The sequence below is a fragment of the Rhodopirellula sp. P2 genome (genome assembly GCF_028768465.1).
In the GTDB taxonomy this organism is placed as follows: Bacteria; Planctomycetota; Planctomycetia; order Pirellulales; family Pirellulaceae; genus Rhodopirellula.
In genome coordinates this window covers 320,420-339,979 of the sequence record NZ_CP118225.1, presented here as the reverse complement: position 1 = coordinate 339,979, position 19,560 = coordinate 320,420, and the positions used below count along the sequence as shown (strand labels likewise).

The window sequence follows — 19,560 nt, the reverse complement described above, 5'->3', positions numbered from 1 at the left end:
CGTCACCTTCCAGGGGATCTTTGGTTATTGATCGTGTAAGTCAGTCACCTTCGGATTGGCTTCCTTGCCCTTGATCTGAGAAATGGATTTGGTCAGCAGACCGATGTTGTTGTCGAAGGAACCGTGGGTCTGTCGGATGGTGTCCGACGTCCCGTGTGAACCCACGCGAGTCACCACATCGGTTTCGGTGTGCACGGTGATGTTCTTGGTCGGAATCAATGGCAGGAAGTTTTCTTGCCAACGCTGGACATCTGGGTTGACTCGATCGCCATCTCGGCGCGACGTCGGAATGTGCCAAAAGTCGTTTGGCACCTGGGCGGGATCCGTTTGGTGGACATACTCCAGTCCCAACAACGGTTCCTTGTGGTTGATCTCGAGCGCACGAGAGACGAGATAGAGCAGGGATTTTCCATAGCGAGAGATGTTGTCGTCCCGTTCGAGCTTGTCCGACAACACGTGCAAGTAGAAGTCATCCGGTGACAGCACCTCTCGTTCAAAGGCGCGACCGAAATGGTCGTTTGCGAAATCGGTTGTGCAGGCGGGGGCGAACAGTCGGCAGGATTGAACCGACATGGATCGCGTTTGCAATCGCCGCAACAAATGGCCAATGGGAAGCGATCCGGCAGAATGCCCGATCAAATGCAGTTCTCCGCCGCCCAGTTCTCCGAACAGTTTCTCGATGGACTGTGCAACCAAGTACATTCCTCGATCACGTGCGATCGCCGCTTGGGCATTCTGCTTCATCTGCGTCCAGATCGGCTTGACGAGCAACTGTTGGCACGCGACTTCGATCGCGCGGTCCGTGGCTTCACTGACCTGTTCGCGAATTGCCTCTCGCCAGCCCAACGAATCCGCGCGGGTGGGCGGACGAAAAAATCGTTGCAGGCTGTCTTCCAAGATGCCGGTGATGGAATCCCGAAAGCTGGTCCGCCAGGTGATGAACAGGGGGTAAATTCCATTGGCAAGGAAGTAAGGTGCCATCTTCTCGATCCGCCGCAGAGAATCGGTTTCGCTGTTCAGGCCGCCATGAAAGAAGACCATCAGCTTGAGCGTGTCCCCAAATTCTTCACCGAAGTTTTGAAACCAACGCTTGGGCAGTTGGTGGACGATTTCCTCGAGGGCTTCTCCGACCGATTCAAAACCCACCCGTCTTCGCAGTGGGCGACCATCGTTCTCAAGGACAACGGTGAGACCGTAGGCTTCTTCCCGGCTGAGTGGTGAGACGGTGCGTTCGCCGGAATCACTTCGCCCCCAGAACCAACCAGGGTTTCGAGTGGTGGCGAGCGACAACGAATCCTTGCGATAACTATGCAGCGTCATCGCTTGCATGAGGCCGGTGTTGGTGGTTTCATCGTCGATATGGTCTGCCGCCACGGAAGTCGGCGCGCCCATGACTGCGACCCAAGCATCGAGCGCTGAGTGCGCCCAGTCGTCGTAGGGCAAGATCGCGAAGCCGTAGTACCCCCAGTCTCCGCCCCAGGAATTTTGGACGATGAACCCGCGCGACTCGTAGCCGATGATCGCGAAGGAATGAGCGCCGATGTGAGGGGCCGTTGGGGCTCGACGGATGACCGGCAATTTGTCTGGCGAATTGGACAGCTTCCATCCCCCGTGCACTTTTGCCGAAGCGTAGACCGCACCGACTTCGTAGATCGCAGCTTGCAAATCATTGATCGAGAGACGGTCGATGCGGTAGTAAGCTCCCAGCGGGCGCGAAGCCGCGTCGGCTTGCCAGAGGCTCCTCGCCTCTCCCGTGGGTGGCTTCTTCTCAGGCCACAACGATTTCAAGCACGCACCATGTTTGTGGTAGCCCTTGACCGCGCCCCGGCAACTGCTGCCTTCATAGTCTTCGCCCTCCCACTCATCGTAGGTGCGTGCCAGGTGGTAGAGCTGGTAAGGGCTGACCGCTGGCGAGATGGCCTGATCCAGGTCGATTGCCAACAGACCGCGATCGCTGCGTGGCAGTCGCAACACAGTGTCTCGCCAGATGACAAAGTTGATGACAGCGGCGAGCCCAAATCCGGTGCAGGCACCCTCGGTTCCCTGGTCGTCGACCAAGGCGGAGAAGTAGGGCAGTGCCAGGGCAATGTCACGCTCGGTTGGCCAACGATTGGGCAGCGAAATCAGCGGTGGCTGATACGGCCGGTCTCGGTGGTCAATGCGATCGGGGCGCGCATCGAGCACATAGTCGGTGTCATCCAGTGTGATTTCATTGCGAGGCATGGCGTGAAGCCCTCGTGCAGATCAAGGGAGAGTTCAGGGGGCGACAACCAATCCAGTCCCAACGTCGGCGGCTGTCAGTCCAGTGGGAATCGAGGCGTTGCCGACTAGTTTTCCCATCAGATCTCCAGCATGGATGCGACCGGTTTGTTGAAGAGCTTTTTGAGCCCACAACGCCGCCACACCAGCGACATGCGGCGTCGCCATGCTGGTTCCATTGAGCGACCGAAGTCCACCGCCAGGCCAAGCCGAAACGACGTCCACGCCAGGAGCCGCGACATTGGCTCCCGTGTTGGAAAAGCTGGCGATTTCAAATCCTGAGTGATTGGAATTGCGCCCAATGGCGGCCACGGAAAGGAAGCCATCCGCGTTGGATGGCGGTGCGGCTGCGATCTCGTAGGCGGGATTTCCGTCGCGAGCGCTTTCATTCCCGGACGCCGCCACAACGATGCATCCAGAGGGACGGAAGGATTGCTGAGCACGGATCGTGTTGGCGAGGCTATCGTACAACCGAACATTCGCTCGGTATCCCTGCAAGGCAATGCTGGTCGCTGCCAAGGTTGGGATCCCGCGAGCGACAAGGTTCTCACGATATCGTTGGAAGTCCGTGCCAAGCGACATGGAGATCACATTGGCACCCTCTTCCATTGCCCACAGGATGCCATTGACGATCCAGTTGGTGGCTCCGCCGGTTTGCCCAAGCACTTTGCCAACCAATAGCCGACTGACGCCCGGGGCAACGCCAATGCGTGTGCTGACAAGATTGCCACAGACGGTTCCCGCGCAGTGAGTTCCGTGACCGTGATTGTCGCCGTCGCCCTCTCCGGTGAAGTCACGTTGAGTGATGGACGTGGCGGCGAATGCCGGGTGCCCGGCATCGATGCCAGTGTCCAATACCGCGACGGTGATTCCTTCACCAGTGAAGGCGCTGGACGTTGCCCGCACGGCTTCGATGCCCCAGGTCGCACCGCCGGACGAGGCGGATGTTTGGGGATCGAGTCCATTCACGGCGACCGATGCCACTGGTTCAATCAACCGCATCGGCATCACGGGAGCGATCGCTTGCACGTTTCGCTCCTGACTTCGTTGGACCACTTCTGGCATCGTCATCTCGTCCGTGTCGATCGAGATTCGATCTTCCAACGAGGCTTCCGAGATTGTTGCCGGCACCGAAAAGGGATCACCCACGCGAGGTGCCATGCTTTTCAGCACCACGTAAGCGTCCTTGAAACGTGCTGCTTGACCCAGATCACCGTTCATTTTGCCAGTCCCTGTTTGCGTGATTGAAAGGCAGCCCAGGCACAAGTGACACCCGCCCCAATCGAAAGAACGAAGCGGACGGATGTACACCCTGCAGAGGGGCTGGGTACCCACCCACTCTACGCTGCGGGGATCTGGCGGTCAAACTTTTTTTGGGCGGAAGACGTCGTCGTCGACAAAGGAATGACTGCTCAGCCACAGGTGTTTGGGGAATTCAAGGCCCACCGCAATGCTTGGACTTTCATTCCGCACTGAGTCAATCTCGAATGATTGCGTGTGACAAATGTTGAATGGCTGTGTTTGGCTGGTAGGAGAAAAGAATGTTGCAAGGTCCGGAAACACGAGCGTCGCTGATTGGCAAGCTGAATGAGCCGACTTCGGAAGAAGTTTGGACGGAGTTTGTTTCGATCTATCGTCCGCTGGTGGTCCGGGTTGCCTTGGCGAAAGGTTTGCAGCACGCGGACGCGGAAGATTTGACGCAAGACGTTTTCGCGGCGGTGCGACGGTCGTTGATAAAGTTCGAGTCGCGTGGCAGCGGTTCGTTTCGGGCTTGGTTGTTCCAAATCACTCGCAACTTGGTCGTCAATCATTTGACGCGTTCCAAGGGACCGATCGGTTCGGGGGACAGCCACGTTCAACAGTGGTTGATGCAACAACCTGAACGAGAGAACGAAACGGCCACGCTGTTCGACCACGAACTGCGGCGTCAGCAATTTCAGCTTGCCGCCGATCGTGTGCGGCCGAATGTGGAACCCGCGACGTGGCAATCCTTTTGGATGACCGCCGTCGAGGGCAAATCCATCTCCTGTGTCGCGGAATCGCTCGGGAAGTCCGAGGGATCCGTGCGGATGGCAAAGTGCCGTGTGTTGGCACGTTTGCAACAAGAAGCTCAAGCAATTTCTGGTCAGTGGGAGAGGGAAGCATGATTGCACGCATTCGAGATGAGAAGCAGCACGGTGGACTTCACTACGATCAAGAAACGCTCCATGATTATCTCCACGATCGCTTGGACGCGGACACGCAAGAAGTCACCCAGCACATCGAGGTCTGCGAGGAATGCCAGGCTCATGTCGAAAGTCTGGTCACCGATGGCGTGACCTGGGAGGACGTGGGCGAGTTGCTTCGTGATCCGATCGCGAACTGGAGTGAGCACCACTCGGGCGACTTTGAATTCGACACCAACGCCAAGGCTCAATCGAGTTGGACCAAGTTCCTTCAGCCTTCCGACACCCCCGGATCGATTGGCCGTTTTGCGAGGTTCGAGATCCATCAGATCCTTGGCCGCGGCGGGATGGGGATTGTGATGGAGGCGACGGACACCTCGCTCGGCCGGCGCTGCGCGGTGAAGGTTCTCGCACCTGAATTGGCCACGTCCGCCGCCGCCCGCAAACGTTTTTCGCGGGAAGCCAAGAGTGCCGCTGCGGTGGTTCATCCGCATGTGGTGCCGATTCAAACGGTTGACGAACACGAGGGGCTTCCGTACTTGGTCATGCCGGTCGTGGATGGCCCGAGCCTGCAACAACGAATCGATCGCGACGGGCCGTTGTCCTTGATCGAAACGGTCCGCATCGCGTCGCAGATTGCCGATGGGTTGGCGGCTGCACACGAGCAGGGCTTGGTGCATCGCGATATCAAGCCCGCCAACGTGTTGTTGGAAAACGGTGTCGAACGAGTTCAGATCACGGACTTCGGTTTGGCGCGAGCGGTGGACGACGCCAGCATGACTCGCAGTGGCGTGATCGCGGGAACGCCGCAGTACATGTCTCCCGAACAGGCCCACGGGGATTCGATCGATCATCGCAGCGACCTGTTTTCGCTGGGCAGTGTGATTCACTTCATGCTGTCCGGTCGCAGCCCGTTCCGGTCGGAAACGACGATGGGAGTTCTCAACCGAATCGGCAACGACCAACCAAGGTCGCTTCGAGAGATCAACCCGGATGTTCCCGAGTGGCTTGATGCGATTGTGGCGAGATTGCTGAGCAAGGATCCCGACCTTCGCTACCAAAGCTCATCGGAAGTCGCTGAGTTATTGACAGCTTGGCAAGCTCATCTGCTGGATCCGGCCAACGTCAAAGCACCTGAGCCTGCGTCGCAAGCCAAACCGCTGGCAAGTCGTTTCGCCATCGGCGGGCGTTTTGATGGCAAGCTGCCTTGGATTCTTGCCGCCGGGATGTTTGGTTTCTTCGCTTGGGCCGCGACCGTCATCCTTCTGCAGACCGACCAGGGAACACTCCGGATCGAAAGCTCCGCAGACGCAAACGTGCCAATTGTGATTCGCAAAGGCGATGAAGTCGTCGAGGAATTGACCGTGACCAGCGACGGTGCCTCCGTCGAAGTGAAGGCGGGCGAGTATGTGATCGAGATCGCCGGTGAAGCGGACGAGTTCAGAGTGTTGGACCAGTCCGTCGTCATTCAACGTGGCCAGACACAGGTGGCAAGGATCGCTTTGCTTGAATCAGACGCGTCTGGTCGACCCAGCGTGATTGAACGGCGAATGGAAGGCAAAGAACCGCCCAAGATCTCTCCGTTCACCCGCATGGAATATGACCACGGAAAAGTCTTGGTTGAATTCGAGTCCAAGACCTATCAACTGTCGGGTGTGGATCAGTTCACCATCGCAAACCTTGTTCTGCAATCGCGAGCACTCTACGGTCGCAAATGGAAAAAGCGCTTGAGTGAGGACTTAGTCGAGTTGCTTTGGGAAATGAAGCACTTTCCTGGGGACACGGTGGACCTTCACCTGAAGGATCTAGAAACAGGCGAAAGGAGGACGGTCGTCGGTGCGAAAATGACCGAGGAGAATCGAAGCAAGCTGTACCGGAACAATGAGCACAATCAACCGGAGGATGACCGCGATGCTCTAAATGAATTTCCTTCAACCGACGCACTCGAAAATCGGTTTCCAATGCACTGGGGAGGCGGTCCCGCTGGGTACCAAGTGCTGGTTGATCAATCCGTCAAGCACTCTGGTGAGTTCAGTGCGTCGTTGGAAAGCACCAGTCAATCGTGGCAGCCAAGTTTCGGGACGATCGTCCAAGCGATTCAAGCTACCAAGTACACCGGAAAGCGGATTCGTTTCAGCGGTTTCATCAAGACGGACAAGACGGAGGCAGCCGGCTTGTGGTTGCGAGTCGATTCTGCCAAGCGTGGGACAGTCGCGTTCGACAACATGCAGTCTCGCCGAATCGAGGGAACCCATGACTGGCAGGAAGTGCAAATCGTTTTGGACGTTCCCAAGGATGCTTCGGTGCTGACGTTTGGTGCAATTCTCTCCGGGGCTGGTCGCCTTTGGGTGGATGATTTGTCGCTCGCGGTTGTTGATCAGGATGTTGAACCCACGCGGCCACCGATGCAGGGGAAGAAACAGGCCATTCAGATCGCTGACGAGCTGTCTGAGAGCCCACTGAATCTTGATTTTGAGTTGGGGGTTGGTTTGGTTCTCATTCGACCTGGCAAGAAGAGTGTTTTCGATCGAGTGTCGGAGGTCTTTTCGGGAGAGAATGATTTTCGGGCAGGTTTTGAACCAAACTGATTTTGGGTTCAGTTGAGAGTCGGACCTGCGTGTCGCCCACAACGAGGTAGAACAATCAGTGGGATAGGCTTCCAGACTGTCGTGAAGGGGATGACAGGCTGGAAGCCTATCTCACTTGATACTCACCCAATCGTAGGCAGCGTTCTGCCGCGTCATTCACCCACGAAGGCAACGTCTACCGCGCCGGCCACTTCCATCCGTGCTGGCTCAGCAAGTCGGTTCCTTCGACGATGGTTTCACCCGTCTCTTTGTTCAGACGCACCGGCACGCAGATGTCGTCCCGTTCCAGTTGTTCGACGAGATGTTGATTGTGACTGACAACGATGACTTGGCTTCGCTCCGCTGCTCGGCAGATCATGTTTGCCAGCGGTTCGATCAGCTCCGGATGCAAGCTGGTTTCGGGTTCGTTCAACACCAACAACTCCGGTGGTCGCGGTGAAAACAACGCAGCCAGCAACAACAGATACCGAAGCGTCCCATCGGACAATTCTCTGGCCGTGAGACCACGTAGCATGCCAGGCTGAGCCAGCACGACTTGCATGCCGCTCTCGCCGGATTGCACGTGAAGTTGCGAACCAGGAAAGGCTTCCTCGATGGCTTGTTCGACGATGTGGCTGTCGCCGATCTCGCGGATCGTTTGCAGAGCCGCGGCCAAGTTGGATCCGTCGTTGGCCATCACTGGAGTGAACGTTTGAGGCGATGGCAGTCGAGCGGGGGCGTGCGAGTCACATCGGAACGTGTCGTAGAACCTCCAACCCCGCAATTGCTCCTTCATCACGATGATCTCGGGAGCAGCGAAAGGATCGGCGTACTCGGTCATCAGGCTTGTCCCGCGAGACAAGTGTAAATCGATGTCTTGCCATTTGCCTTTCCCCGATCGGCATCGCAAGTTCGCTCCCTTGCGATCAACGCACAGCGATCTGGCGTCTGGAGTCGGCCCCGTCCAAATGCATTCGCGTTTAATCTCAGGGTCACCATCGAACATGGAGTTGGATGGAACGGGGTGACCCAGGTCGATGCAGTAGCTCATCGGGTCGGCAGAGAAGGCGAGCTTCAATGCGATGGGTTTTCGACGCAAGGTTCCTTGCACGGGAACCTCGCCCCGTTTCATTTCGATGGGGATCATTTCGGGCCCCGCCCAAAGCACGGATTCAAATCCGCCTTCTTCCGCCAACGATTGGTTCAGGTTGCCATTGGCAGCCGAAGCAATCAAACGCAGCGAACGATACAGGTTTGTCTTACCGCTTCCATTTGGTCCGGTGACCACCGTCAACTCACCCAGTCGCACGGTCAGCGAGCGGATCGAACGGTAGCCGGCGATTGCGATTCGGTGGATCAAGAGAAAGGTGCCGTAGGGATCCAGAGTCGGACGTGTTTCTGGTAGCGATGATAGTCCTCCCCGAACCGAAGCTGAAGATCGCATTCTTCGACCGGACGCACGAAGACGTGCCAGACCACCGCTCCGCACAGCGAGTAAACGATGACGGGGATGCTGCCGAGAAGCCATCCCACCGCGAGGCCCTGAACGATGCCCGCGAGTGCCATCGGATTGCGAACGCAGCGGTACGGCCCGGTGATCACCAAACGAGGTGCGGTGGCCATGGGCAGAGGCGTGCCATCGCCGCGAATCGCCATCGTGATGCCGCTCCATAGCCCAAGCGAAGATGCAACGAGAAACAAACCACCGGACAATGGTGACTGCAGCGGATGCTGAAACACTTGCCATCCGAGTCGAAGTTGCAGTTCAACGATTCCCATCGGCAGCACCCACAGAAACGTCCCCCAGAAGATCACGGTTTGCACCAGAGTCAACGCGGTTGCCACAGCGGAACTCATCGAAGCAACGCGAATCGTGGCGGGAGATTGCGACGTGTTTCCATGGATCGTTGCCATGGAAAGCGACAACCCAGCCATGCAAACCATCATCGCCGATGCGATCCAAGCTTCTCCGGTTTGCAGGCTGGTCGCGATGCAAACCAAGGTCGGGTACCAAGTGATCGCTGCAACAATCCAAACCAATGTGGTGGCCGAAGACGCTTGACGCCACACGCAAATCGCGGCTAAGAGTGAGCCAGCGATGATCAACACGAAGTCCGCCATCCAAAACGAAAGCAGTGCACCATTCGGCCAAGCGGCGGGCTGAAACCACGGGATGCTGGCCGGATAGACAAGCAACAAGATCCACCACGCCAGCGTGCCAATGGCTTGCACGACGAGATAGGCGGAGACAATCCGAACGGGAGTGTCTCTCACCGTTGTTTCGCGGTTGCTCGGTTGCCGATCGTCACTGTTGGTCACGTTGACTCCGACGGACGAGAAATGATCCCATGAGAAGTTGTCCGCCGAATGGAATGGCTTGACGCAGCCGTGTCCAGGGATGTAGCTGGAACTCAAACGTGCTGAGCAGGTTGGCAGGAGTCTTTCAGCGTTTGGACTGTTTTGGTAATCGCTGTTGTTCCCACGTGCAACCGGGGCGAACGCCCAGACGGCTCGCGTGGTTATGCCCGCTCATGTCTGCCGACCTGCTTAGTCGGACGTGGGAAGGCGTTGACGCGACCAGCTTTAGTTGTGAAATTGCTCACAGAAGCATGGGACGTTTCTGGTAGGATCTTCCGAGGTGCTTTCCTCGTGTTTGAAATCGAATGGAACAATCTGAATTGCCCAATTCCAACCCTTGTCGCGATCCGTCGGCTTGGGTGAACGAGTATGGCGACGCTCTGTTTCGCTATGCTTTGTCGCGGCTGCGCAATCCGGAATTTGCTGAGGAGGTGGTGCAGCAAACGTTTCTAGCTGGATTGGAGCATCAGGACCAGTTTTCCGGAGTGGGGTCCCAGCAGGGATGGCTGATGGGAATCCTGAAACGCAAAATCATTGACTTCGTCCGGCAACGGAATCGGTCCGTTCAGTCAGAGGGGCAAGCAGATACACCGGACGCAAGCGATCAGTGGGACACCTTCTTTGATCGAAGTGGGAAGTGGAATCCGAATGTCCGTGAGACCTTGCTGGAACCGCTTGATGCCGTTGACCGGCAGGAATTTTGGCCCGTCTTTCAAGCGTGTTTGCACTCACTGCCCGAGCGTCAGTCCCGTGTTTTCGAGCTGCGAGAGATGAAGGGGCTGGAGACCGAAGAAATTTGTAAGGAATTGGAGATCAGTGCGTCGAATCTGTGGGTGTTGCTGCATCGCGCACGTCTTCGTCTCGCCAATTGCATCAAAGTGCGTTGGCTCCAAGAAAAGGTTTAACCGAACTGGGCCGTCATGTTGTCGTGCAAAGAAGTCTCTCAACTCGTGTCGGAATCGCTCGACCGTCCCCTGCCCATTGGGCAGCGGATTTCGGTTTGGATTCATCTGCGCATGTGCCGACTTTGCTCCGCGTTTCGCCGCGATCAGCTTGTTCTCAGGGCGCGACTTTCTGAGCAGCCTGAGCTTTCATCCAATCCAGAGATGTCCAAAACGGTGAAGCTGTCCGCCACTGCGAAACAACGAATCGTGGACGCCATGGATTCTCAGCGTTAGGTCTGCGTTTGGCGTCGGATTGCCTGCCTGGGGATTGGGAGTGGCCCTGGGATATTCTCGAAACCGTTGGGTTTTCTCCTGAGCGGAATCATCGCGAAGCGTCGTGGTGACGTTTCTGGTTGCGGTGGCGTCATGGCGGTGTCTGGCAATGCATCAACGGCAGATCGGATTTGTGCCGAGGGGGGACGTGTGCACCGAAAAGTTTTTCTGTAAGGAAACGCACGTTGGCTCGTCTATCGAGCAACTTCGCGAGCATCGAGGCACGGCGTGTGACTTGATTGGCGGAGAAAACTTGGTGGAGAGGGGATCAGTGTGCCGCAGCAAATCTGGCATTTGAAAACGAATGAGCTGTTCACAAAGCTGAAGCCAAGCCAATTGGAGCAACTTGAATCGCGATGTCGGTCGCGAGCGTTTTCCGCGCGTAGCCCGGTGTATTTGCCGAGCCAGGCCGCGGACTGCGTGTTCTTGCTGGCCAGTGGGCTGGTCAAGGTTTGTAATCTGACCAGCGATGGGAAGCAGTCCATTCTGTCCTTCGTTGAGCCGGGAGAGTTGTTTGGCGAGCTGGCTCTTTTCGAAGCGGAGCAGCGGGAGGAATATGTGGAGGCCGTGGAGAAATCGACTGTGGTGATGATTCCTGCCGCCGCCATTCAAGAGTTGATGGTTGCCAATCACGATGTTTCGATTGCTCTGACCAAGATGATCGGATTGCGTCGCCATCGCGTTGAACGGCGTTTGAAGAACCTGTTGTTCCTTTCCAATCGAGACCGCTTGGTTCATCTGTTGCTCGACCTCGCGGAGCAATTTGGGAGCCGCAATTCAGAAGGCATTCATCTTCGAATCAAGCTCGCACACCAAGAAATCGCCAATCTGATGGGCAGCACTCGTGAAACCGTCACCATCCTGCTCGGCCAATTGAAGTCCGAAGGGATGGTTGATCTGGGGCGGCAACGCATCACGTTGATTCAAGCCGAACGAATGGCGGAGTCTGTGCACCGGAAAACGCCAACGCACATGGGAGCGTGCTGAGTGAGGGGACGAAATGCGAGCTGTCTCAACGTTCGCTTGAACAGGACATCGCGGATTTCGAGAACGACACGCCAGGGGAATTCGAATGCGGCAGGAACCCATGTTTCGCGATCGTGAATAGGATTTTGTAGCCGGCTTTGACGGACCCGCTCAACGTGCCGCTGATTTTGCTGGTGCCAATTCGGGTGCGATACGGCACTGGGATTTCAAGCGAACGCAGCCCAAGCCTGGAGGCTTTGATTTGCATTTCGATCGTCCAACCAAAGTTCTCATCTCGCATTTGGAGTTCGCAAAGCTGTCTGTAGTTGATCACTCGAAAGGGCCCTAGGTCGGTGTACCGAACGCCAAACAACATTCGCATCAGAAGGCAAGCGAGTTGGTTTCCGAAAACACTCTGGGGAGGCATGGCGCCTCGTTCACGTTCACCTAGCAGTCGGGACCCGAGAACGAAGTCCGCGTTGTCGCTTGCGATTGGACGGACCAGTTCAGGCAAGCGATCGGAGTGGTCGCTGTAGTCCGCATCGACGAAGGCAACCGCTTGGGGATTCGCTTTGCCGTCACGGACCATGGCGTCCAGTTTTGCCAATCCCCGGAGGCATGCTGCGCCGTACCCGCGTTGCGGTTCCCGCACCACCAACGCACCGGCTTGCTCAGCAATGACGGCGGTTTGGTCGGTGCAGCCGTTGTCGACGACAATCACTCCGGCGACGCAGGGCAAGTCACGCAAGACCAGTCCGATGGACTTTTCTTCGTTGAGTGCTGGGATGACGACCCAGACCGATTCTCTCAGATAGCGGTCGAGCTCGTTCATCTTCTCAGCTTGGGTGACGGGGAGGTGCTTGATTGCAGATCGCTTCATCCTCGCAGGCGGGCAAGTTGAGTTCTGTGAGGTCCGTCACACTCATGCTGAATGGCATGAACCGAGGAACGTGTGCAACCTCACTGAGTCGAGGAGGCTTGGTCGACGATTGTAAGCAACAGGGGCAACTGCATTCTTGGAGAGGTTGGGCCACGCATCTCGCGCGACGCACTCGTGATTCGCTACTGCGGGCTCGGGGATGAAGGCGGGATGTCGAGGCCGATCGCCATGGAACGATGCAACGCCCCCCATTTCCCCCCCGCCTCGAAGATTGAACCATCAAAAGGTCATTCCATGAAAGTCACATCGTTTGTTCGTTTCACTGTCTCGTCGTTCGCATTGGTGTCGTTGGCCGGTTGCACGGATGCGGGAGCGATTGCATTTCGCAAGGCTTCACCAACCAAGGTGGAGGTGGCACTGGCCGAACCGTCAGTGAAACCCGTCGCGGCAGAGGAAGCAAAGCATGCGGAGACGGTGCCCTTGAAGCGAACTGAAACTCTCATTGCAACCGCCTCTGCGAGAATGCCGCCTCGACCGTCTCTGGTCACCCTTGCCCCCGGTGAGGACTTGATGGCAAAGGTCAACAGCGCTCGTGGAGCCGTGCTGATTGATTTCTACGCTGATTGGTGTGGACCCTGTCAGGTTCAAGGACGGATTCTTCGCGAGTTGGAGAATGAAGCGGCAAGCTTGGGGGCATTGATGATCAAGGTCAACATTGATGACCATCCCGAGATCGCACAGCGATTTCAAGTCGAGGGAATACCGACCCTGCTGAGCGTCAAAGATGGACGCGTTGTGGGACGCAAGTCCGGGGTCGCTGACAAACGTCTGCTGACGAATTGGATGCGTTCGTCCTCGGACGTCAACTGACGATCCCCCGGTGGACCGAAGGGAGGCATTGCATGTCTTTTCGACAAACTCGTTCAGACGGTTTGTCGCAGCGTTTTGACGCTAGGCAGGTCGGCAGGAGTGATCAAGCACAACCCTGTGAGCCGTTTGGGCGTTAGCCCCGGTTGTGCGTGAAAACCGTGGCTAACGCCAGCGGCTCACATACCCGATGACACCTGCGTACCTGCTTAGGCGACCGTGTTGACGGGGTGGTGTTCTGTGTCCATCACGACACCGTTGACGCCATGTTCGGACCAAATCTCTTCGCGATAGATGCCGATCGTGTTCGCTGCCGTGATTCCCAGGCACACTCGATTGCCTTGCAGGCGGATGACTTCGATTGTTGCCACTTCATTGCCGATGTGGATCACCAACTGTTGTCCGGGTTTTCTTGAGAGGACCAGCATTGTTCAATCTCCCTATTGGATGCGTCGGTTTGGACCACTGACCTTCGTGGTCTGCGAGTGTCAATCTAAGTTGAAAGCAAGCAGGGATCTGTGAGTTTGGGAACGGATGGCTGGATTGTTCCGATTCTGTTTTTTGGCGATGGGCGTGCCGGTCGCTTGCATGGCATTCCGTTGTGCCTGGCTCGCTGACCACATTGTGGTGGGAGTGGTTTCGGCCGCGATTCATCATGAGAGATCATCAGAATGCCCCAGTGAGCTGCTGAGCGTTTGCTCGGTGGCGATGACTTGCATTCTGGTCGGGGTTGGCCGACCGGAACCGTCGCTTCAGTGCGAGTGACCGCGCGTTCGCCGAGGGAGGCTGGGAAAACGTGTCGATTTCAGATGGGACCGAATCAGAAAACCCATGGCCAAAGCCACAAACCAGGGACCAAATTCGACCCAGGTGACGACGAAATCAAAGAAGGCTGCGCCGGTGTAAGGGGAGCGAAGCACTGCGGTCGTTGGGAAGTGAGCGTCCAGCCAGAATCTCAGGTAGTAGAGGAACACAAGGCCGCTGAGCGCCAGCCACGCGCGGCCTCGGGCGAAAGGCAGCAGGGGCAGAGCCCATGTCCAATACCATGGGTTCAGCGTCGGGCAGAGCAACCAAAACCAAGCGATCGTCAAGAACGCGGACTCACAGAAACTCTTGGGATCTTGGGGCGTCGATCGCCATGCTAAGGTCACGGCGATGATCAAAAAGATCGTCGCCGTGATGGCACGAGAGACGAGGAACGGAACTTCGGCAGGAGCCAGGTTGAGTTGTGCGCTGACTGAGTCCACCATCGATTCGCGAGCCGATTCGGGTATCACAGTGAACCATGCGGTTTCATGTGGCCCTCGCTGTGCCGTTGGTTTCAGGTTCTCGATCACGATGAGAAACAGGAAGTCGTTCATTTCCCATCGACGAAGAAACGTCACGACGCCAAGACTCGGATCGTGAGCTTGTGATTCGCCTGCAGAAGCTGGTTGGGAGGGGATGATTGGCGAAAGCAAGGCCAGGGTTGTGAGGATGAAGGTGGCTGCGGGAACAAGGGTGAAACGCCAGCCCCGGCGACGGACCAATGCAAACAGGATCAGCGGTGCCAGGACGATGGGGTACAGTTTCGCACCGACCCCGAATGCCAACACAACTCCCGCGAGCACGACGTAACTCAACCGTCCTGGATCAATCCTTCTCCGGCCGGATTCAAGGAATGTTTGGCTGCCGAGGCAGCGGACGAACATGTACACGCTCAGTGTTGTCAGGAACACTGCGATGGCATCCAAATGCCCACTGTTGGCCACTTCCTTCAGGAGCAGCGGGCACCAGGCATAGATGACACACAGTCCGGTTGGGAGTGCCAGTTGACGCAGGAGTGCAATCACGACGAGCACGGTTGCTAGGTCGAATCCGATCAGCCATGCCTTCATGACAAACAATCGCGTCAGCAGCGACGAGGAGGAAGGCGTCGAGAGAGTGGCCGCGGCAAACACGGCTTGACTGGTGGGAGGGTAGATCGTTGGCAGTTCAGCGAAATGCACTCGGTGCAAAATTTCTGCTAGTGCTGGATCTTCCTCTCGCATCTCGGCCAGTCGCCGGAGTGCGTCTTCTTGTTGGGGGGAAGAATCGGCAAGCCGGACTTGTTGAGGGCTGTAGCGAAAGGGACTGACACCGGCAGTGCTGACCGCGCCGTCCCAGAGGTAGCGATAGATGTCGACTTCTTGAATTGGCAGCGAGAACAGCATCACGACACGGAACACGATCGCGGAGCCGACGATGAGTTGGAGCGTTCGTGCATCCGACTTGGTGCGCCACGCAATCCGAATCGCTCCGAGGTAGCACGCAAACCCAACGGTGAACAGGCAAAGCACGGCCACGATCGGACGATCGATCGGGACGCTGTCAAAGTCGAATTGCCAGCTCAGGAACGCGATGATTCCGTACAGGCAGGTCGACCACCCCGCGAGGATGACCAACAGGCGAAAGTCCTGCTTGGATGTTGCCTCATCCGTTTGTGTTGATTCGCCCGTCAATTTTGTGCTCTGAATTCTTGCGCTGAGGAACGGTGCCAGGTCCGTGAGTCGCCTCATCGGATTGGCGAGGCGGCGAGAAACCAAGTTGGGGTAGGAAGGCGTGAGGCATGCTTGGCCCGGTGTGGTCCCGAGTGGACCCCACACGCATCAGTGGATTCACCCGAAGGAAACCGTCAACGGCGTGCGTTGGGTGAGGAGGCTTGGTCGTTCAGTCCCCAGTCATAGTCCAAGTACCGGACGGTCCCAACGCCTGCCGCCGCCGCGGTGGCGGCCTGTTGAGACGGAAGGTAGGGGGCGATCCTGCGAAGTTGGCCCGCTTGATCGCTGCCAAAGTCGCTGCCGAACCAGTCGAGGATGGAAGACAACCGAAACAGTCGCTGTGCCGGATCGTACTGAAAGTTGTTGGGGTTGGCGAAGAAGACTTTGGTGTTGGTCGTCAATTGTGCTTCCAGGCGAGTGGCGGTGTACGCTTCGTTCAGCAGTCGCGGGCAACCGCGAGATGCACAGACGATTGCAAAGTGAATCCGCGGTTCACCCATCTTGCGTAGTACCTCGTGTTCCATTTGGTTCAGCGAAAACGGCTGGCCTCCAACCGTCAACAGCAGGTCATCCCAAATGTTGTAACCAAACAGCTTCGCGGTGTGATTTTTGATGCTGGTGGTGGGATATTCTCGGAGAATGCCTCGGACGGTCACCGCGTTGTAGGCATTGATCCAAAATGCCAACTTGGCGGGGACACTCGCCTGCGCTTTGGGGTTGGCAGATGACAAATGGGAGAGGAACGCATCCAGGGTTTGCATGTCCTCGGCGGATTGTTTCCAGGCCGCGTAGTTGACCTCGCCCTTCTCGTTGACGTATTTCTTGAGCAAGGCATCCCATTGGCTGGGGTTGATTTGGTCGATCGAGATCTGCTGCGGTGCCGGAATGTTTTGTCCGACGTTGACCTTGGCTCCAGCCAAGCTGTTTGGGGTGGATAGGATCATCGCCATGGTGAAGAAGGCGAACAGCAACACTGACTTTTTCATCGGAAGGACTCCATTCATTGAGGGGACTGAGGCGGATTCCAAGATCGCCACGTCCCGTGGAATGACGACTGGAATCCAATGTCCGCCCCACAATGGCATCGCAAGCCCAGTGTGTCTGTGAGAGTCACCACACTTCGTCCCACCAAGACGGTTGGCGACGCTTCGGATGGCATGCCACTGCCGAGACGGATCGGACTTTTGTTGCCAGGCGAGGCGATGCACCCACCGAAGACGGGTTGAGTTTGGAGGCCCTCGATGGATTGGGGTTGCGATGAGCCTGAGCAAATGCAGGAAAAGTTTTTCTGGATCCTGTAAGGAACTCCGGGCGTCACCGTCTTCCTCGGCGAATGGCCTGCTCTGGTTGAGCGTGGCAACAGCAACTCGCATCCGAAAGGAAGTCGGCACTATGAAAGCAACATTGTTGGACGCAACACAGGGCACCGAGTCATCGGTGTACGAGCGGTACGCCGCTGCTGCTCAGGCTGTCGAGCCAGCGCTCTGCTGCCCGGTGAGCTACTCGGCTGATTTGCTCAAGGTGATCCCGCAAGAAATCATCGAACGAGATTATGGATGCGGTGACCCGACACCGTATGTTCGGTCGGGAGAAACGGTGTTGGATTTGGGCAGCGGGGGTGGCAAGTTGTGCTACATCGCGGCTCAAGCCGTGGGTGCCGAAGGACGGGTCATCGGGGTGGATTGCAACCGTGAAATGCTGGGGCTTGCTCGAAAGCATGCACCGACCGTGGCGGAGCAACTCGGGTATGCCAACGTGGACTTTCGCTATGGTTTGATTCAGGACTTGGCGTTGGACTTGGATTTGTTGGCGGAGGATTTGTCTGAGAATCCCGTCCACGATTCGGCGGGCTATCTCGCACTTCGTCACGCGGAAGAACGCTTGCGTCGCGAACGACCATTGGTCGCGGACGATTCGGTTGACTGCGTGCTTTCCAACTGTGTCCTGAATCTCGTTCGGCAACAGGATCGTCGACAATTGTTCGGGGAGATTTTTCGTGTCTTGCGGAACGGCGGACGGGCCGCCATCAGCGACATCGTCAGCGACGAATCGGTGCCTGAGCGATTGCAGCAGGCCCCCGAGCTTTGGTCGGGATGCATCACCGGGGCGTTTCGCGAGGACGAATTTCTGAAAGCGTTTGAAGAAGCTGGCTTTCACGGCATCGAGATCGTCAAGCGACAAAGTGAACCGTGGCGAACGGTGGAGGGAATTGAATTTCGTTCGGTGACGGTCGTGGCCTACAAGGGAAAGCAAGGCCCGTGTCGGGAACGTGGGCAAGCGGTTGCGTACCGCGGTCCCTTCAAAAAGGTGCAGGATGATGATGGTCACACCTACTTTCGCGGGGAGCGGATGGCGGTGTGTGACAAGACGTACCGCCTGCTTCAGCAAGAACCGTATGTCAACATGTTTGACGCGATCGCACCTCGTGAAGAGGTCGCCTTGGAAGATGCCCCGCCGTTTGACTGCCGACTCAACGCACGCCGCCATCCGCGAGAAACGAAGGGGCTGGAATACCACGCCACCACGGAAGAGACGGCTGGCTGCGGTGCTGAAGACCGTTGCTGTTAGTTCGTGCTGATGGCTGTTTCCTGGTTTTCGAGCCGGGGTTCACTGCCGCCTTTGATTGTCCCAAGCCAAACGTCTCGTTCACCGAAGAAAATACCATGCAACTGTCACTTTTACGAAGCAAGAGCGAACTCGCCAACGCCGCGATGCAGCGAGAAATCCTCGAGGGAGAGGGGACGCCTCGGCAGCCCACCTTCAACCAGAAAATGCTCGCCAGCGGATTGGGGAAGCTTCGTGCCACCAGCATCGAAGTGCTGCAGATCAATGTGGGCAAATTATGCAACCAAACTTGCACTCATTGTCACGTGGATGCCGGTCCAGACCGTCGCGAGAGCATGTCACGCGAAACGGCGGAGCAAATCATCGATGTGCTGGCCAATCATGACATTCCAACGCTGGATATCACCGGTGGAGCGCCCGAAATGAATCCTCACTTCCGCTGGATCGTTGAGCAGGCTCACAAGCGAGGGCGACGTGTGATTGACCGCTGCAATTTGACGATTCTGATGGCCAATGGGTTCAAGGATTTGCCTGAGTTTTTGGCCGAACATGACGTGGAGGTGGTGGCTTCGTTGCCCTGTTACCTGGAAGAGAACTGTGACAGTCAGCGTGGCGACGGTGTGTTCCGACGATCCATCGATGCCTTGCGCCGTCTGAACGAACTGGGGTATGGGATTCCTGGATCACGCCGGAAGTTGTCGTTGGTTTACAACCCCATTGGGCTCGCCTTGCCACCGCAGCAAGATGAATTGGAAGCAACGTATCGACGTGAACTGAAGTCACGCTACGACATCGTGTTTTCCGAGTTGCACACGATCACCAACTTGCCCATCAGCCGATTCTTAGATGACCTGCTGAAGCAAGGCAAACTCGACGAGTATTTGCAGGCGTTGATCGATCAATTCAATCCGCTGACGGTCGAGGGGGTGATGTGCCGATCAATGGTGTCGGTTGATTGGCAAGGTCGACTGTTTGATTGTGATTTCAATCAGATGTTGAACATTGAACTGGAACCGGGGATGCCGGGGACCATTCATGACTTTGATGCCGAACGGCTCTCGAGTCGGACGATCATGACCGGACGCCATTGCTTTGGGTGCACAGCAGGTTGTGGGTCAAGTTGTCAGGGGGCGGTGTTGAAACCGCAGTCGGAATTTGCTTCTTGAGTGTCTCACTTCAAGCGTCCCCGGGTGCCCG

The 19,560-nt window shown here is 56.9% G+C and carries 15 protein-coding genes; 7 read left to right on the top strand and 8 right to left on the bottom strand.

Annotated elements, in window-relative coordinates:
• Positions 1-24 precede the first annotated feature (24 nt).
• Together PSR62_RS01150 and PSR62_RS01145 are read right to left on the bottom strand one after the other, a co-directional pair.
• Complete coding sequence (locus PSR62_RS01150; RefSeq protein ID WP_274406004.1) at positions 25-2,223, bottom strand: C1 family peptidase; 2,199 nt, start codon at positions 2,221-2,223, stop codon at positions 25-27.
• 33 nt (positions 2,224-2,256) lie between these two features.
• Entirely contained in the window at positions 2,257-3,480 is a 1,224-nt protein-coding gene (locus PSR62_RS01145) for a S8 family peptidase (protein WP_274406003.1), read from the bottom strand.
• A gap of 320 nt (positions 3,481-3,800) precedes the next feature.
• Here PSR62_RS01145 and PSR62_RS01140 point away from each other — a divergent pair, with 320 nt between their 5' ends.
• Together PSR62_RS01140 and PSR62_RS01135 are read left to right on the top strand one after the other, a co-directional pair.
• A complete protein-coding gene (locus PSR62_RS01140; RefSeq protein ID WP_274406002.1) occupies positions 3,801-4,406 on the top strand; it encodes an RNA polymerase sigma factor in 606 nt (201 codons plus the stop codon).
• Positions 4,403-7,012 carry a serine/threonine-protein kinase gene (locus tag PSR62_RS01135; RefSeq protein ID WP_274406001.1) on the top strand — a complete coding sequence of 870 codons (2,610 nt, stop codon included), beginning with the start codon at positions 4,403-4,405 and terminating at the stop codon, positions 7,010-7,012. Before PSR62_RS01140 ends, PSR62_RS01135 begins: the two co-directional genes overlap by 4 nt.
• Positions 7,013-7,187: 175 nt before the next feature.
• On the opposite strand, the gene PSR62_RS01130 is transcribed toward PSR62_RS01135, so the two are convergent.
• Both PSR62_RS01130 and PSR62_RS01125 read right to left on the bottom strand, forming a co-directional pair.
• The gene (locus PSR62_RS01130; protein WP_274406000.1) at positions 7,188-8,435 is read right to left on the bottom strand and encodes an AAA family ATPase; all 1,248 of its coding nucleotides are present in this window, start codon (positions 8,433-8,435) and stop codon (positions 7,188-7,190) included.
• Entirely contained in the window at positions 8,348-9,310 is a 963-nt protein-coding gene (locus PSR62_RS01125) for a methyltransferase family protein (protein ID WP_274405999.1), read from the bottom strand. Before PSR62_RS01125 ends, PSR62_RS01130 begins: the two co-directional genes overlap by 88 nt.
• Before the next feature lie 344 nt (positions 9,311-9,654).
• On the opposite strand from PSR62_RS01125, the gene PSR62_RS01120 reads away from it, so the two are divergent.
• Positions 9,655-10,254 (top strand): sigma-70 family RNA polymerase sigma factor, encoded by a 600-nt coding sequence (locus tag PSR62_RS01120; RefSeq protein WP_274405998.1) that lies wholly within the window; start codon positions 9,655-9,657, stop codon positions 10,252-10,254.
• A 585-nt stretch (positions 10,255-10,839) separates the two neighbouring features.
• The gene (locus PSR62_RS01115; RefSeq protein WP_274405997.1) at positions 10,840-11,553 is read left to right on the top strand and encodes a Crp/Fnr family transcriptional regulator; all 714 of its coding nucleotides are present in this window, start codon (positions 10,840-10,842) and stop codon (positions 11,551-11,553) included.
• Between the two features lie 25 nt (positions 11,554-11,578).
• Here PSR62_RS01115 and PSR62_RS01110 read toward each other — a convergent pair whose 3' ends face one another.
• Positions 11,579-12,364 carry a glycosyltransferase family 2 protein gene (locus tag PSR62_RS01110; RefSeq protein ID WP_274405996.1) on the bottom strand — a complete coding sequence of 262 codons (786 nt, stop codon included), beginning with the start codon at positions 12,362-12,364 and terminating at the stop codon, positions 11,579-11,581.
• Positions 12,365-12,706: 342 nt separating this feature from the next.
• Between PSR62_RS01110 and PSR62_RS01105 the strand changes: the two genes are divergently transcribed.
• Positions 12,707-13,282, top strand: a complete 576-nt coding sequence (locus PSR62_RS01105; protein WP_274405995.1) for a thioredoxin family protein — start codon at positions 12,707-12,709, stop codon at positions 13,280-13,282.
• Positions 13,283-13,488: 206 nt separating this feature from the next.
• On the opposite strand, the gene PSR62_RS01100 is transcribed toward PSR62_RS01105, so the two are convergent.
• The 3 genes from PSR62_RS01100 to PSR62_RS01090 form a co-directional block, all read right to left on the bottom strand.
• A complete protein-coding gene (locus PSR62_RS01100) occupies positions 13,489-13,707 on the bottom strand; it encodes a carbon storage regulator (RefSeq protein ID WP_274405994.1) in 219 nt (72 codons plus the stop codon).
• A 324-nt stretch (positions 13,708-14,031) separates the two neighbouring features.
• A complete protein-coding gene (locus PSR62_RS01095) occupies positions 14,032-15,816 on the bottom strand; it encodes a glycosyltransferase 87 family protein (RefSeq protein WP_274405993.1) in 1,785 nt (594 codons plus the stop codon).
• A 116-nt stretch (positions 15,817-15,932) separates the two neighbouring features.
• On the bottom strand, positions 15,933-16,784 hold the full coding sequence (locus tag PSR62_RS01090; RefSeq protein ID WP_274405992.1) for a DUF547 domain-containing protein: 852 nt from the start codon (positions 16,782-16,784) through the stop codon (positions 15,933-15,935).
• A gap of 406 nt (positions 16,785-17,190) precedes the next feature.
• Between PSR62_RS01090 and PSR62_RS01085 the strand changes: the two genes are divergently transcribed.
• A complete protein-coding gene (locus PSR62_RS01085) occupies positions 17,191-18,366 on the top strand; it encodes a methyltransferase domain-containing protein (protein ID WP_274405991.1) in 1,176 nt (391 codons plus the stop codon).
• Between the two features lie 95 nt (positions 18,367-18,461).
• On the top strand, positions 18,462-19,529 hold the full coding sequence (arsS, locus tag PSR62_RS01080; RefSeq protein ID WP_274405990.1) for an arsenosugar biosynthesis radical SAM (seleno)protein ArsS: 1,068 nt from the start codon (positions 18,462-18,464) through the stop codon (positions 19,527-19,529).
• Positions 19,530-19,560 lie beyond the last annotated feature (31 nt).

Coding starts and splice junctions, on each gene's coding strand:
- PSR62_RS01095 (WP_274405993.1), bottom strand. CDS start 15,816: ATGAGGCGACTCACGGACCTGGCACCGTTCCTCAGCGCAAGAATTCAG.
- PSR62_RS01085 (WP_274405991.1), top strand. CDS start 17,191: ATGAAAGCAACATTGTTGGACGCAACACAGGGCACCGAGTCATCGGTG.
- PSR62_RS01090 (WP_274405992.1), bottom strand. CDS start 16,784: ATGAAAAAGTCAGTGTTGCTGTTCGCCTTCTTCACCATGGCGATGATC.
- PSR62_RS01145 (WP_274406003.1), bottom strand. CDS start 3,480: ATGAACGGTGATCTGGGTCAAGCAGCACGTTTCAAGGACGCTTACGTG.
- PSR62_RS01100 (WP_274405994.1), bottom strand. CDS start 13,707: ATGCTGGTCCTCTCAAGAAAACCCGGACAACAGTTGGTGATCCACATC.
- arsS (WP_274405990.1), top strand. CDS start 18,462: ATGCAACTGTCACTTTTACGAAGCAAGAGCGAACTCGCCAACGCCGCG.
- PSR62_RS01140 (WP_274406002.1), top strand. CDS start 3,801: ATGTTGCAAGGTCCGGAAACACGAGCGTCGCTGATTGGCAAGCTGAAT.
- PSR62_RS01105 (WP_274405995.1), top strand. CDS start 12,707: ATGAAAGTCACATCGTTTGTTCGTTTCACTGTCTCGTCGTTCGCATTG.
- PSR62_RS01110 (WP_274405996.1), bottom strand. CDS start 12,364: ATGAACGAGCTCGACCGCTATCTGAGAGAATCGGTCTGGGTCGTCATC.
- PSR62_RS01150 (WP_274406004.1), bottom strand. CDS start 2,223: ATGCCTCGCAATGAAATCACACTGGATGACACCGACTATGTGCTCGAT.
- PSR62_RS01130 (WP_274406000.1), bottom strand. CDS start 8,435: ATGCGATCTTCAGCTTCGGTTCGGGGAGGACTATCATCGCTACCAGAA.
- PSR62_RS01135 (WP_274406001.1), top strand. CDS start 4,403: ATGATTGCACGCATTCGAGATGAGAAGCAGCACGGTGGACTTCACTAC.
- PSR62_RS01120 (WP_274405998.1), top strand. CDS start 9,655: ATGGAACAATCTGAATTGCCCAATTCCAACCCTTGTCGCGATCCGTCG.